We start from the raw sequence: 13964 nt of genomic DNA, 5'->3' as shown, positions 1-13964 counted from the left end.
TATAGAGTATATAGAGTATATAGAGTATATAGAGTATATAGAGTATATAGAGTATCTTTAAGAGGTGATGTTATGAAGAGTTTATATTATTATGAATTTCCAATTGGTGTAATAGGTATAGCGCAGGAAGGCGATTTTATAACAGATGTATTTTTTAAAAGTATCAAAAATATAGATGGAGAAATTGTAGAAACAGATCTAATAAAAGAAACTGCAGAAGAAATAAAAGAGTATTTTGAAGGAGTTAGAAAAGAATTTGATATACCGATAAAATTAAATGGAACAGAATTTCAAAAATCGGTATGGAAAAAATTGATTGATACCAGTTATGGAGAAATAGTGTCCTATGGAGACATTGCCAAAGACATTCAAAACCCAAAAGCTGCAAGGGCAGTTGGAATGGCTAACAATAAAAATCCAATAGTTATTATAGTACCATGCCACAGAGTAGTAGGCAAAAATGGTGATCTTGTTGGTTATGCAGGAGGTTTAGATATAAAGAAAAATCTGATAAATTTAGAAAAAGCAAATATATAGATTTTAACTAGGTTTTTTATCTGTTGACAAACTTATATTTAGCAATTACACTTAATATAATATACTAATGTTCGGAAGAAATAAAAAAATATCGGTAAAAGGGTGAATTAGAAATTATTTTAGGAGCTATTTTGATATTAATATATTACTAGAAAAGAGTTGAATTATAAGTTCGGTACTTGTAGAAAAGACACTTAGAAATAAGGTGATTTATATGTCAATAAATAAAAAAGAGGATAGAAATATATTAAGAAAACTAACTGATTTTCTTACGATATTACCTATAGTGGTATCAATAGTAGCTTTGAGTTTTATGCCTGATATGATAGCAATGCACTACAATATTGATGGAATAGCAGATCGATTTGCCAGTAAGTATGAAATATTGATTCTACCAATAAGCATAATAATATTAAGCATAATAATGAAATTGATTGAAAGGTCAATTTCAAACGATCCTGTGTTTAAAAATAGAGGAAAATCCAATCAAAAGGTGATAGAACGTTTTAGATTAGTTCTAGTATTGATGCTTAATGTGTTAACGTTTTATATCATATACACCAGTGTTATGGGTGTAGAAGATTTAAGTAAAATGAAAATCAACATAACTACTCTAGTGGGTATGATGATTGCTTTAATTTTTATTGTAATAGGAAGATCTTTACCTAAGACTGAAATAAATAACGTGTTTGGTATTAGAACAGATTCTAGTATGAAAAATGAAAAAACTTGGGATTTGACTCAAAAGTTTTCTGCTAGGGTATTTATCATAACAGGAGTGATATTGTTTATAGGTATACCATTTTTGAGAGGTGTAAAAGCTATAGTTGCGATATTATTGTGTGCGATAGTTCCATCTATAATATGTATAGTGTATGCACATATTATTGCTAAAAAATATTAATAACAAAGAACAATTAAATAAATAAAACTATCACTGCGTCTAGTAAGCTATGATAGTTTATTTATTGCTGTAAATTTTAAATAGATTGGGTAGAAGGTGAGAACATGAGATTGAATGTAAAATCGAAGTTTTCTGATTATAATATAATCATAGAAAATGGAATTCTAGCATCTGCTGGAAAATTAATAGTTGAGATGCTAGACAATAAACATCTTTCGGTAAGAAAGATGTTTATTGTAACAGATAGTAACGTGGATAAAATATATGGAGATACTCTCAAATCAAATTTGGAAGACGTTGGATTTGATGTTTTTAAATATGTTATAAATCCTGGAGAAGATACAAAGAATATATTGACTCTTGCGGGAATATATTCAGAGATGGTAGAAGTAGGAATTACTAGGAGTGATATGATAGTAACACTAGGTGGAGGAGTTGTAGGAGACTTGGCTGGATTTGCAGCAGCAACGTATCTTAGAGGAATAGAATATATTCAGATACCTACAACATTATTAGCACAAGTAGATAGCAGTGTTGGTGGTAAAACAGCAATAGATTTGCCTCAGGGTAAGAACTTAGTGGGAAGCTTTTACAGTCCTTCTTTAGTAATAATAGATAGTGAAGTACTAAAGACTCTCGACAATAGAAATTTGACAAATGGAATGGCAGAGGTAATTAAATATGCTCTAATAAAGGATAGAAGTCTATTTGAAATGTTGACAGAGATCACTAGTAGAGAACAGTTACTAGATTCTCTGGATGAAATTATTTATATGTGTTGTAGCATAAAGAAAGAAATTGTTCAAAAAGATGAGTTTGATCGTGGTGATAGAATGTTACTCAACTTTGGACATACATTAGGTCACGCAATAGAAGCTCACTATAAGTTTAAAAAATATCTTCATGGAGAAGCGGTTGCGATAGGAATGTCTAGAATAACAGAATGTGCATATAAAAACAAAATGGTAGATGAGAAAATTTTGATAGAAGTAAGATCAATAATGAAGCACTATGGACTTCCAATTAGCGATGAAGTAAAAAATAAAGAATTATTAGGTTATATAAGCAAAGACAAGAAAAATTTTGGAGAAGATTTAAATTTGATAATAGTAGATAAGATAGGTCATGGAAAAATAATAAAGGCAAAAACAGATTTTTTTGTGGAATAATAGAATTTATTATATAATAAAGATTACCAGTGAATCACTGGTAATCTTTTTTTGATTATTATAAAGAAGAACTTGTTTAAGAAGATGAGTTTGATTAAATAAAATAATATAATAGAGGGAGGATTTTAATTTGGATATAAAGATAACTCCGTCAAAGTTAAGCGGAAAATTAAAATTACCACCATCAAAAAGCATGGCTCATAGACATATAATATGTGCCTCTCTTGCAAATGGGGTGAGTGAGATTTCAAACATAGCATATTCTCAAGATATACTTGCAAGTATTGATGCAATGAAGGCTCTTGGAGCGAAGTTTGATATGGGTAAAGATAGTATAAAGGTATATGGGATAGGTGATAAAATTGATTTATTGGATGGCAGTAGGGATGCAGCCAGTGAGATACGTAAAGGACGAGTTAGTGAAGCTGGGCGAGAAAAAGTAAAAATAAATTGTAGAGAATCAGGTTCTACTATTAGGTTCTTACTACCTATATTGACGATGTTTAATAAAAATTTTCAAATAAAAGCAGAGGGAAGACTTTTAAAAAGACCAATGGATCCATATTTTGAAATATTTGATAGAGAGGGAATTTCTTATAGTAAAGATCAAGAGAGTATATCAATTGAAGGTGGAAAGATATTTAAATCTGATAAATTTTATATGGATGGAAGGGTTAGTTCGCAGTTTATATCCGGAATGATGTTTTTACTAGCACTTCTAGATCATGATAGCGAAATTATTATAAAAAATAAGCTTGAATCAAAATCATATGTAGACCTAACAATAGATTGCCTTTCTAAATACAACATAAAAGTAGAAAATATTAACTATAAGACTTTCAAAGTAGCTGGGAATCAAAAATATGCCTCTAGAGATAGTTATGTAGAAGGTGATTATTCACAGGCAGCATTTTTTGCTGTAGCAAATGCACTTGGAAATGAAGTTGATCTAACGGGTGTTTTTGAAGAATCCCTTCAAGGAGACAGAAAAATTTTAGACATAGTTCGAAAATTTGGTGCGAATGTTAGGTTTTTAGATGAATCAGATGAAAAGAAATTGTCTAGCAAGGAAAAAATTACAGATACTAAAAACTTTTCCTCTGAAGGAAAAGCTATAAATAAAAAAAAGTTGTCAGTTAAAGACAAACACAATGATAAAAAAGAGTATGGCAAAAAACTTATAGTAAGAGAAGAAAATAGAAAAGCATATTCTTTTGATGGAAGCGATGTGCCAGATATTGTCCCAATAGTTGCACTTTTAGCATCTCTTAGCAGTGGAAAAACAATCATAAAAAATATATCTAGACTGAGAATAAAAGAATCAGATAGGATAGAATCAGTTTGTAGTGAATTGGAAAAGTTGGGTGCAGATATAAGGTCGGGAGAGGATTATATAGAAATAAATGGAGTTAAAGAATTGGAGGGAAATGTAGTTGTAGACAGCCACAAAGACCATAGAATCGCTATGATGTTGGCGATAGCTGCCAGTGTTTGTAAGGAAGAGATAATTATAAAAAATGCTGATTCAGTGTCAAAATCTTTTCCAGATTTTTGGGAAAAATATAAAAAATTAGGAGGTATCTATGAGTGCGACTTGGGGTAGAAAATTTAAAATCACTATATTTGGAGAATCACATGGTAGTCATATAGGAATAGTCTTGGACGGTGTTCCAAGCGGAACAAAAATCGATATGGATAGTATTATTGAAGAGATGGATAGAAGGGCTCCTGGACGCAATGACATATCTACAGCGAGGAGAGAAAGTGATTCTCCAGAGATAATTAGTGGAATATTTGAAGGTAGGGCAACAGGTGCTCCTTTGACTATGATAATAAAAAATAAAGATCATCGCTCAAATGATTACTCACAAGTAAGGGATATAATGAGACCTGGACATGCAGATTACTCTTCAAGAGAAAAATATAAAGGATTTAATGACTATAGGGGCAGTGGACATTTTTCAGGAAGAATAACTGCGCCACTAGTATTTGTTGGAGCAATCGCCAAACAAATACTAGAAGAAAAAGATATATATATATCTTCACATATAGCGAGCGTAAAAAATATAAAGGATGAAAAGTTTTCTGAAGAAACTTTAAATAAGGAGGTCTTTAAAAGACTCAAGAAAGAATCTCTTCCCCTCCTAAATAAAAGTAAAAGAGAAATAATACATAGAAAGATTATTGAAGCAAAAGAAGAGGGAGATTCTTTGGGAGGAACTGTGGAGTGTTCAGTGGTTGGACTAAAGGCAGGAGTAGGGGACCCTTTCTTTGAATCAATTGAATCGGTGATATCGAGTCTAATGTTTTCTATTCCTGCAGTAAAGGGTATAGAGTTTGGCAGCGGATTTGATATGAGCAAGATGTTGGGATCTCAAGCAAATGATGAATTTTATTATGATTTGGATGATAAAGTAAGGACAAGAACCAATCATAATGGGGGAATTAATGGTGGTATATCAAATGGTATGCCCATAGTATTCACACTTGCTATCAAAGCTCCATCTTCTATATCAAAAAAGCAAAGAAGCATTAATTTGAAAACTAAATCTAATCAAGACTTTGAATTAAAAGGAAGACATGATCCGATTATAATTCCACGTGTGATACCAGTAGTAGAGGCTTGTGCGGCGATTAGTATATTAGACTGCCTATTAGTCGATGGAAGTGAAATCAAATGGTAAAAAATTATCTTGACGTTAAAAAAATTTGTGTTATTATAGATATAATTAATAGAATTAGGGGCGCTATGTTTTATAATAATTTACCGTCTTAATATTGGGTAAAAGTCGGTAAAAGCAATAATTATGAGTTGATTAGGAGCAATAAGATGGACGTTTTATTAAAGTACAGAGATGAGATAGATTCTATCGATAAAGAATTAATTGTATTATTTGAAAAAAGAATGGATATGGCTTGCCTGGTAGCCGAATACAAAAAAGACCACGAGATGGATATTTTTCATCAAGACAGAGAATTAGATATATTAAAAAAATGTATAGCTGATCTTCACAATAAAAACTATGAAGAATACGCAGTAGATTACATAAAGAAAATAATGGAAATATCTAAAAAGCTTCAATTTGATACGATAAAGTAAAAGAAAAACACTGATGAAAACATCAGTGTTTTATTAATTTACTCAAAGTATATACTTATTGTGCCAAGGAACCCTTTTTTAATCTATTAGTTATTTTTTCAAAGTTTAACTCAAGAGCCATAACTGAACCTATAACTATAAGAGTACCTAATATTTGAATTGGCTTCATACTTTCTCCAAATATAAAAAATGCAAGTATAGTTGCAAAAGTTGGTTCAAGGGCAACCATCATACTAGGTAGAGAAGTACCAATATATTTGGTAGAATTTACATAGAATGTATTTGCAACGAATGTAGATAAAATACCTATAGATAAAACATTTCCAAAGTAGAACATAGGGTTTGGAGAGTTAATGATACCAGAAGCAAGTCTAGGGATATCTGCAAAGAATATTAAACATATTGCTGAACTCCAAAATCCATATAGTAAAATTGAATCTTTTGAAATAGTTTTTTCAACAAATCTAGGCATAACAATCTGAAGTGCAAAAGTAACACCATCCAAAACACCTGCTATAATACCGATTAAATCTAGGTTTTGACCACCTGTAGAGAATATATCTATGATACACATACATCCAAATATACAAGTAAGTATAACAATCATCTTTTTAAAGCTGATTTTTTCCTTAAAAAATATGTAGTTTAAAAGTGTGACCCAAATTGGATTTGAAAACATCAAAACGGTAGCCACACCAATCGGTATTCTCTCAACAGACAAGCTGTAAAGTGATATACCTATAGAATAGTTTATAATTCCGTATAAAGCACAAAACATCAAACCCTTAAAGCTAACCTTAAAGGCTGAACGATTTGTAATTAATAAAAATATTGTGGTAAGTATAGCCCCAATAATCGATCTTGTAAATGCGATATCTATCGGTTGAAAATTGACTTCATTTAGGTATCTATTGGATATTCCCATAAAACCCCAGAATAAAGTAGCAAAGATCATCATCAAGACACCTCTTTTTTTCTTTTCTGCTTCACTCATATTTTGCCTCCTCAAAATGTAAAATATTATTAGTTTATTTCTATATTAAAAACAAAAGATTGCATCCAAAAGCAATTTGTTCAATGTAGAGTTATTATTTAAAATATGATTAGATACATCCTCATAAAAAGAATGCCTTTTCTTATATAATGTGTATAATTTTTCAGGAGAATTTCTCAAAATAGGGCGTTCATCAAGGTTCACAGTATCCAATATATCTTTAATATCTCTTTTAAGATAAAATACATTGTCGAAACCTTTGAGGAATTTCCTATTTTCTTCTTTTTCTACGATACCGCCACCAGTTGCTATGACAGTATTTTTCATGTTGCAAGTATCTTTTAGAGCCTGACTCTCAATTTGTCTAAATCGATCTTCACCATATTTTTCAAAAATATCAGAAACGCTCATATTAATAGAGTTTTCTATATATTGGTCCAAATCTAAAAAATTATAACCCAGATAATCAGCTAATACTTTAGCAAAAGTAGTCTTTCCAGAAGCTGGAAGGCCAACTAAATAAATTTTCTCTTCAGTGTAAAGTTGAGATCTAAAATGCATGTAGATATCTCTTTGTATGGATTCATTAATTTTTTTTCCACTCCAAATTTGAATAGATTCAATTGCTTGATAAACGAGCATTTTAAGACCATTTTGAGTCTTAAGTCCTAAGTTTTTTGCAGAAGAAAGAAATTTTGTAGTGACGGGATTATATATAAAATCGATAGCCACTTTAAAATTTTTCAAAAGATCTTCATCTACAGGGCAGGAATCTACATTAGGAAACATTCCTAAAGGAGTAGTATTAAATATTATTTCACCACATAAGTTTTTTATATTTTTATAATCTATAAAATGAACATTGGCGGCATTTATTTTAAAATCATTGTATCTTTTGGGGTCTCTACTGGCTATATAGATATTTTTTGCCCTATTATCTGCAAGAAAATGTATTAGGGGCTGACTTGCACCTCCATAACCCAAAATCAAGTAATCTTTATTTTCGATAGGTAAATAACTTTCTAAGGTCTTTGAAATTCCATAATAATCAGTGTTATATCCATATAGAATATTATCTTTAGCAAAAATTGTATTAATAGCTCCAATATCTTTAGCTTTTTCGTCCAATATATCAATATAGGGTAGAATATCTTTTTTATAAGGAATAGTTACATTAGCCCCATTGATCTTATTATCTCTAATCATATCAATATATTTTTGAATATTATTTTTCTCAAATTCATATATAGAATAATCAGCATCAAACCCTATTAAATTATAGATAAATTGCTGAATCTCTGGTGATTTTGAGTGAGAAAGATGTTCACCAAACAAGCCGTAATGTTTCATAAATAACCTCCTTAATAAGTATTTTTTGCATGAAAAATCTATCACTCATAATATTTTAAATGAGTTATCTATGATCCTAGCAAAAAATATAATCAATCTTAGCAAAAAGTATAGTTAAAAATCTTAATATAAGATAGCCTTAATCAAAGCAGTTTTCCTAAGTAAGTATTGAACAATTTTGATTAAAATAAACAGAAAATATCATTTTAAATAGACAGTAATAAATAAATATAAATAATGATAATATACAAAAATATTTAATAAAAAAGCTTTTTGAATTCTGAAAATTAAAAAAATGGCTTAAAATATCTAATTATATAAATAATATGTTCTATATAAATAATATCAGATTTAGAGTAAATATTAAAGCTTTTGGGATAACATTGTGTTATAAAAATATGGATCTAATAAAAAAATATCTTTTTTATAAAAATCAGTAAAAAAAAATGCTTTTTTAGTGTATAATATTAAAGAATTTGTATAGATTACTATTAAGCGCTGGCAAATAATATATGTAGAGTAAGTAATCATATACTATGAGTGATTAAAATCTATTTAGAAGGGAAAAGATATGAGCAAAAAGAATATAAAGTTAATTGTGTCCTATAAGGGGACAAATTTTCGCGGTTGGCAAAAACAAAATAACACACGTGGAATTCAAGGTGAACTAGAACACGCCTGTGAAAAAGCGTTTAATCAGAAAAATATAGAGATAATAGGATCAGGTAGAACAGATGCGGGAGTTCATGCTATGGCTCAAGTAGCTAATTTCATTGTAGACAGCAACATTCCTCTAGAAAAATATCCAGAAATTATTAATAGATATCTTCCAGATGATATTTCCATAGTAGACGCTCAAGAAGTAGATATGGAATTTCATTCTAGATATCTAGCACATAGAAAAACATATAAGTATTTAATATATCCTTCGAAGCTTAGGAATCCATTTTATAGTGATATATCGTATCATGTAAGAAAGAAATTGGACATAGAAAAAATGAAAAAAAATATAAAGGATTTAGAAGGTGAGCATGATTTTCGTGGATTTATGAGTACAGGTTCATCAGTTAAAACAAGCGTTAGAAAGATATATAAAGCAGAGATATATGAAGAGGGCGAGCTCATTGTAATAGAAATAGAGGGAAGCGGATTTTTGTATAATATGGTTAGAATTATTGCAGGAACCCTTGTAGATATAGGTAAAGGTAAAATAACAGAAAGCTTGGATGAAATAATAAAGTCAGGTGAGAGAGAAAGAGCTGGACATACAGCCCCAGCGCAAGGATTATTTCTAAAGAGTGTAGACTATTAAATTAGCAAAGAAAATTAGATATTATCAAGTATAGAAGCTATAAAAAAATATAAATTATGTAAAAAATAATAAAGGTTAAAGTGGACACTAGTATATATAGTTGTAAATTTTAACCTTTATCTTTATTTAAATCGAAAATCTCATTTATAAGTTTTATATTGACTATATGAAGGATTATGCTTTGGTGAAATTATTATTTAAAATTATCAAAAAATTCTTGACACATCATATTTTAAGGGGTAGAATATATATAATTTCAATTTTGCCATATTGTTTTATGAACTTATTTAATATATGAAAAAAATATTTATTTTATTAATATCAATAACGAGATTTTAATAGTTGAATTAAAGAAACTTTAAGATTGAAATGGTCAAATTGAGATGACCTTTATAAATCAAATTTTATAAGGGTAAATATAAAAAATTATGAAAAGGAGGTCCCAAAATGACTAGGAAGTTGTTTATACCTGGTCCAATTGATGTCCGCGAAGATATTCTTCAAAGAATGGCGACACCAATGATAGGACACAGAGGGAAAGATGCTAGTGCACTTCAAAAGGGCATAAGCGAAAAATTACAAACATTATTATATACACAAGAGGAAGTACTTCTATCCACATCCTCCGGCTCTGGCCTAATGGAAGGTGCTATAAGATCCTGCACATCCAAGAAGGCAGCTGTGTGCTCCTGTGGTGCATTCGGAGACAGATGGTATAAGATGGCAGTGGCAAATAATGTCAAAGCTGATCTGTACAAAGTGGATATGGGAAAGGCAATAACTCCAGAAATGGTTGATGAAATACTATCAACTGGTGATTATGATTTGATAACAGTTCAACATAATGAAACATCTACTGGGATAACAAATCCAATAGCTGAGATTGCAAGAGTAGTAGAGAAATATCCAGACGTAATATTTTGTGTGGATGCAGTCAGTTCAGCAGGTGGAGTAAAAATTGAGACAGATAAGCTGGGAATAGATATTCTCATAACATCAACTCAAAAGGCACTTGGACTACCTCCAGGAATGGCAATTTGTACATTCTCTCAAAGGGCAATCCAAAGAGCCGAAACAGTAGAATTCAGAGGTACATACTTAGACTTACTAGATATTTATAAGTATCTCAAAAAGAAAAATTATCAATATCCTTCAACACCTTCAATATCTCACATGTACGCATTAGATTATCAGCTAGACAATATCTTAGAAGAAGGCTTGGACAATAGATTCCAAAGACATGAAGACATGGCTAATTTAGTCAGATCATGGGCCGAAAAACACTTCAAATTATTCACTGATCAAAAACATTTGTCAAATACATTAACAGTCATAGAAAATACACAAAATATAAACATTTCACAGCTAAATTCAAAATTACAAGAAAAAGGAATGCAAATTGCCAACGGTTATGGTGATTTAAAAGAAAAAACATTTAGAATATCACATATGGGCGACTACCAGATTGAAGATATTCAATATTTATTAGATACTATTGACGAAATTTTAGATTTCAAATAAATTTATTTGATTTTTTGGAAAAAAGTATTTAATAACTAATAAAAACAAATTAAATTAATGGAATATTGAATAAAATGAATTTAAATATATTCACAGTTCATTAAAATTGACTTTTTTCATAAAATCAATCAGAAATGAATATAAATCCGAATACTAGTATGAAAATCTTGAAATAATGGAGATTTTGTACAAATATTTAAATCTGAATTCAAATATTAAAATACTATTCAATTTTAAAAACACAAAGAAACAAGAATAAATACTAAAAGTGACAAAATTTAGTGAAAAAAATATATTAAAACGATGAATGTTTGACGGAGGAAATAATAATGAAGAAGATATTGATTACAGATGGTATGGATAAAAATGCGATAAAGATGTTGTTAAATCAGGGGTTTGAAGTAGAAGAAAAATTCTACCCTGAAGAAGAGCTGAAGGATAAAATAAAAGAAGTTGATGTGATAATTGTGAGATCAGCAACAAAAATAAGAAAAAATATAATAGATGAAGCCCTTAAAACTGGTAATTTAAAACTGGTTGTTAGAGGGGGAGTTGGTCTAGACAATATAGATGTAGACTATGCAAGAGAGCATGGAATACAGGTTAAAAATACACCTTGTGCAAGCTCAAATGCAGTAGCAGAATTGGTATTATGTGAGATGTTGGTTCTTGCTAGAAATGTAAAAGTAGCTAATCTTACACTTCAAGATGGCATATGGGCAAAGAAAAATCTAAAGGGAACAGAGATTCATGGAAAGACTTTGGGCCTTATTGGATTTGGGAATATAGCTAGAAGTTTGGCAGAAAAAGCTCACAATCTTGGTATGAATGTTATGTATAATGACATTGTAGAGCATATTGATGCTAAGGAAGGCTTTAAATTTGCTAAATTTGAAGAAATTATAGAAAAGGCAGATTATATAACGGTACACACTCCACTAACTGAGGATACGAAATATATGTTCAATAAAGATGTGTTTGAAAAAATGAAAAATACCGCATTTTTTATCAACTGCGCAAGGGGAGGTATAGTTCAAGAAGAGGAATTACTAGAAGCAATAAACAATGATGAAATAGCTGGTGCAGCTATTGATTGCTTTGAAAATGAGCCAAAACCTATTCAAGAATTATTAAATCACCCAAGGGTGACAGTAACACCTCATATAGGTGCATCTACAAAAGAAGCACAGGAAAGAATAGGTATTGAGATAGCAGACATAGTAATAGATCATTTTGGATGTATACTTATAAATGCTTCAGGATGTTAAGAAATAAAAGCAAGAACTTAATATAAGGGTAAAGTAATAAATATTATAAAATAAAAACTCTCAAGTTAAGTTGAAAATAAAAAATAGTAAAATATAAACTGTATACAAAGCGTTTGAAATAAATGACTTAAAGCGTGTAAGAAAATAAAATTATTAGGAATAGAGTGGTTGGTAATATCCCCACTCTAAATTCCTATAATAGAGGAGGAAATAATGGTAAGAGTAAGGCCTTTTAAGGCGCTAAGACCGGATCAAAAATATGTCGATCGTGTAGCGGAACTCCCATATGATACGATGAACACAGATGAAGCTAGGGAAATGGCTAGAGATAATGAAAATTCATACCTAAGAATAGATAGAGCTGAAATAGATTTACCCCCTGATACGGACATTCACTCTGAAAAAGTATATGAAAAAGCAGCAGAAAACCTAGAAGATTTTGTCAGAAGAGGAGTTTTTATACAAGATGAAAATCCCCATTTATATATTTATAGAGAAATAATGGATGGAAGAAGTCAGGTTGGCATAGTTGGATGTGTATCAGTAGATGAAAGTATAGATAGAAAGATAAAGATACATGAATATACAAAGCCAGACAAGGTAGCGGATAGAATAAAGCATATAGAATATTGTAAGGCAAATACAGGTACAATTCTTCTTACATATGATACAAATAAAAATATAGATAAAATGATGGAAGAAAAAATGAAAACTCAAGCGCTTTATGATTTCCAGTCAGTAGATGGAATAAGACATACAGTGTGGATTTTAGATGATGAGGAAAGTAAGACAATGGAATTGGCATTTGAAAATGTTGAGAGTCTATATATAGCAGATGGGCATCATAGATCAGCAGCTGCCGAAGCTTATGCTCTTGAAAAGAGAAAAGAAAATCCAAATTACAATCCGGAAGATGAGTTTAACTTTTATCTAGCTATGATTGCTCCAAAAGATAATCTCTATGTAATGGATTATAACAGAGCAATTAAAGATATAAATAATCTAGAAATAGATGAGTTTATCAAGAAGGTAGAAAAAAACTTCATAGTGGAAGAATCAGAAGAAGAGATAAAACCTAAAGAAAAATATGAATATGGAATGTATCTAGATAATAAATGGTATAATATCAAATTTAAAAATATAGAAAAATTAGATGGAATCATAGAAAAATTGGATGTAAGTGTACTTAATAATTACCTTATTGAACCAATATTAGAGATTACAGTGCCTCAAAAAGATCCTAGAATAGATTTTATAGGAGGTATAAGGGGTGTTGGAGAAATTAAAAGAAGAGTTGATCATGATATGAAACTAGGGTTTTCTCTATACCCAACATCTATTGAGGAATTGATGGAAGTAGCGGATGAAAGTAAAATAATGCCTGCTAAATCCACTTGGTTTGAACCAAAAGTTAGATGTGGACTTTTCCTACATAAATTATAAGTGAAAATAGCATGGGTTTTAAATATTAAATATAGATTTTACGAAAGTATAGATTGCACATTTAATCTAGAACTACTAGATAGAATGAAATTAATATTAAACTCAGAAAAAATGATAGTGATATTAAAAGAAATAAAAACACAGTCACTATGAATTATAAATTTGCGATTCAGGTAACACCATAGACCAAACCAAACCCGGTAAAAGTCAGGATAAAAATCCTGACTTTTACTATTTATATAGAAATGCTCAAGTTTATAGATTATTTTGCAAAAAAATGATAAATACAGCAAAAAGATAGTCTTAAGCAATTGACATTTCAACATAATAGTAGTAAAATATACAAGAATGTGTTAATAAGTCCAC

Annotated in this window: 12 protein-coding genes; 10 read left to right on the top strand and 2 right to left on the bottom strand. The window is 30.0% G+C overall.

Annotated elements, in window-relative coordinates:
* The 6 genes from RR561_RS08045 to RR561_RS08020 all read left to right on the top strand — a co-directional run.
* Window positions 1-537, top strand: a 537-nt coding sequence (locus RR561_RS08045) for a methylated-DNA--[protein]-cysteine S-methyltransferase (RefSeq protein WP_332507230.1), incomplete at its 5' end; no start/stop codon positions are given.
* Between the two features lie 214 nt (window positions 538-751).
* Window positions 752-1441, top strand: a complete 690-nt coding sequence (locus RR561_RS08040) for an SdpI family protein (RefSeq protein WP_332507229.1) — start codon at window positions 752-754, stop codon at window positions 1439-1441.
* Window positions 1442-1545: 104 nt separating this feature from the next.
* Window positions 1546-2610 (top strand): 3-dehydroquinate synthase, encoded by a 1065-nt coding sequence (gene aroB / locus RR561_RS08035; protein ID WP_332507227.1) that lies wholly within the window; start codon window positions 1546-1548, stop codon window positions 2608-2610.
* A 130-nt stretch (window positions 2611-2740) separates the two neighbouring features.
* Window positions 2741-4213 (top strand): 3-phosphoshikimate 1-carboxyvinyltransferase, encoded by a 1473-nt coding sequence (gene aroA, locus RR561_RS08030; RefSeq protein ID WP_332507225.1) that lies wholly within the window; start codon window positions 2741-2743, stop codon window positions 4211-4213.
* Window positions 4194-5294: a chorismate synthase gene (aroC, locus tag RR561_RS08025; RefSeq protein ID WP_332507223.1), complete on the top strand. Its 1101-nt coding sequence runs from the start codon at window positions 4194-4196 to the stop codon at window positions 5292-5294. Before aroA ends, aroC begins: the two co-directional genes overlap by 20 nt.
* Window positions 5295-5440: 146 nt before the next feature.
* Window positions 5441-5710: a chorismate mutase gene (locus RR561_RS08020; protein WP_332507221.1), complete on the top strand. Its 270-nt coding sequence runs from the start codon at window positions 5441-5443 to the stop codon at window positions 5708-5710.
* 55 nt (window positions 5711-5765) lie between these two features.
* Here RR561_RS08020 and RR561_RS08015 read toward each other — a convergent pair whose 3' ends face one another.
* Window positions 5766-6704 (bottom strand): DMT family transporter, encoded by a 939-nt coding sequence (locus tag RR561_RS08015; RefSeq protein ID WP_332507219.1) that lies wholly within the window; start codon window positions 6702-6704, stop codon window positions 5766-5768.
* Between the two features lie 45 nt (window positions 6705-6749).
* A complete protein-coding gene (gene aroE, locus RR561_RS08010) occupies window positions 6750-8054 on the bottom strand; it encodes a shikimate dehydrogenase (protein WP_332507217.1) in 1305 nt (434 codons plus the stop codon).
* 571 nt (window positions 8055-8625) lie between these two features.
* Here aroE and truA point away from each other — a divergent pair.
* The 4 genes from truA to RR561_RS07990 all read left to right on the top strand — a co-directional run bounded on the left by truA (window position 8626) and on the right by RR561_RS07990 (window position 13598).
* Window positions 8626-9366 carry a tRNA pseudouridine(38-40) synthase TruA gene (truA, locus tag RR561_RS08005; protein WP_332507215.1) on the top strand — a complete coding sequence of 247 codons (741 nt, stop codon included), beginning with the start codon at window positions 8626-8628 and terminating at the stop codon, window positions 9364-9366.
* 447 nt (window positions 9367-9813) lie between these two features.
* Window positions 9814-10887, top strand: coding sequence for a pyridoxal-phosphate-dependent aminotransferase family protein (locus tag RR561_RS08000; RefSeq protein WP_332507213.1), 1074 nt, complete (start codon window positions 9814-9816; stop codon window positions 10885-10887).
* A gap of 329 nt (window positions 10888-11216) precedes the next feature.
* Entirely contained in the window at window positions 11217-12155 is a 939-nt protein-coding gene (locus RR561_RS07995; protein WP_332507212.1) for a D-2-hydroxyacid dehydrogenase, read from the top strand.
* Between the two features lie 213 nt (window positions 12156-12368).
* Window positions 12369-13598: a DUF1015 domain-containing protein gene (locus RR561_RS07990; RefSeq protein ID WP_332507210.1), complete on the top strand. Its 1230-nt coding sequence runs from the start codon at window positions 12369-12371 to the stop codon at window positions 13596-13598.
* The last annotated feature ends 366 nt before the right edge of the window (window positions 13599-13964 follow it).

This window comes from Peptostreptococcus sp., assembly GCF_036639115.1.
Lineage (GTDB): Bacteria > Bacillota > Clostridia > Peptostreptococcales > Peptostreptococcaceae > Peptostreptococcus.
This window is presented reverse-complemented; position numbering and strand designations above follow the sequence as displayed.

Excerpts from the sequence above, each read along its gene's own strand:
- aroC (WP_332507223.1), top strand. The coding sequence starts at position 4,194 with ATGAGTGCGACTTGGGGTAGAAAATTTAAAATCACTATATTTGGAGAA.
- RR561_RS07990 (WP_332507210.1), top strand. The coding sequence starts at position 12,369 with ATGGTAAGAGTAAGGCCTTTTAAGGCGCTAAGACCGGATCAAAAATAT.
- aroB (WP_332507227.1), top strand. The coding sequence starts at position 1,546 with ATGAGATTGAATGTAAAATCGAAGTTTTCTGATTATAATATAATCATA.
- RR561_RS07995 (WP_332507212.1), top strand. The coding sequence starts at position 11,217 with ATGAAGAAGATATTGATTACAGATGGTATGGATAAAAATGCGATAAAG.
- RR561_RS08020 (WP_332507221.1), top strand. The coding sequence starts at position 5,441 with ATGGACGTTTTATTAAAGTACAGAGATGAGATAGATTCTATCGATAAA.
- aroE (WP_332507217.1), bottom strand. The coding sequence starts at position 8,054 with ATGAAACATTACGGCTTGTTTGGTGAACATCTTTCTCACTCAAAATCA.
- RR561_RS08015 (WP_332507219.1), bottom strand. The coding sequence starts at position 6,704 with ATGAGTGAAGCAGAAAAGAAAAAAAGAGGTGTCTTGATGATGATCTTT.
- RR561_RS08040 (WP_332507229.1), top strand. The coding sequence starts at position 752 with ATGTCAATAAATAAAAAAGAGGATAGAAATATATTAAGAAAACTAACT.
- truA (WP_332507215.1), top strand. The coding sequence starts at position 8,626 with ATGAGCAAAAAGAATATAAAGTTAATTGTGTCCTATAAGGGGACAAAT.
- RR561_RS08000 (WP_332507213.1), top strand. The coding sequence starts at position 9,814 with ATGACTAGGAAGTTGTTTATACCTGGTCCAATTGATGTCCGCGAAGAT.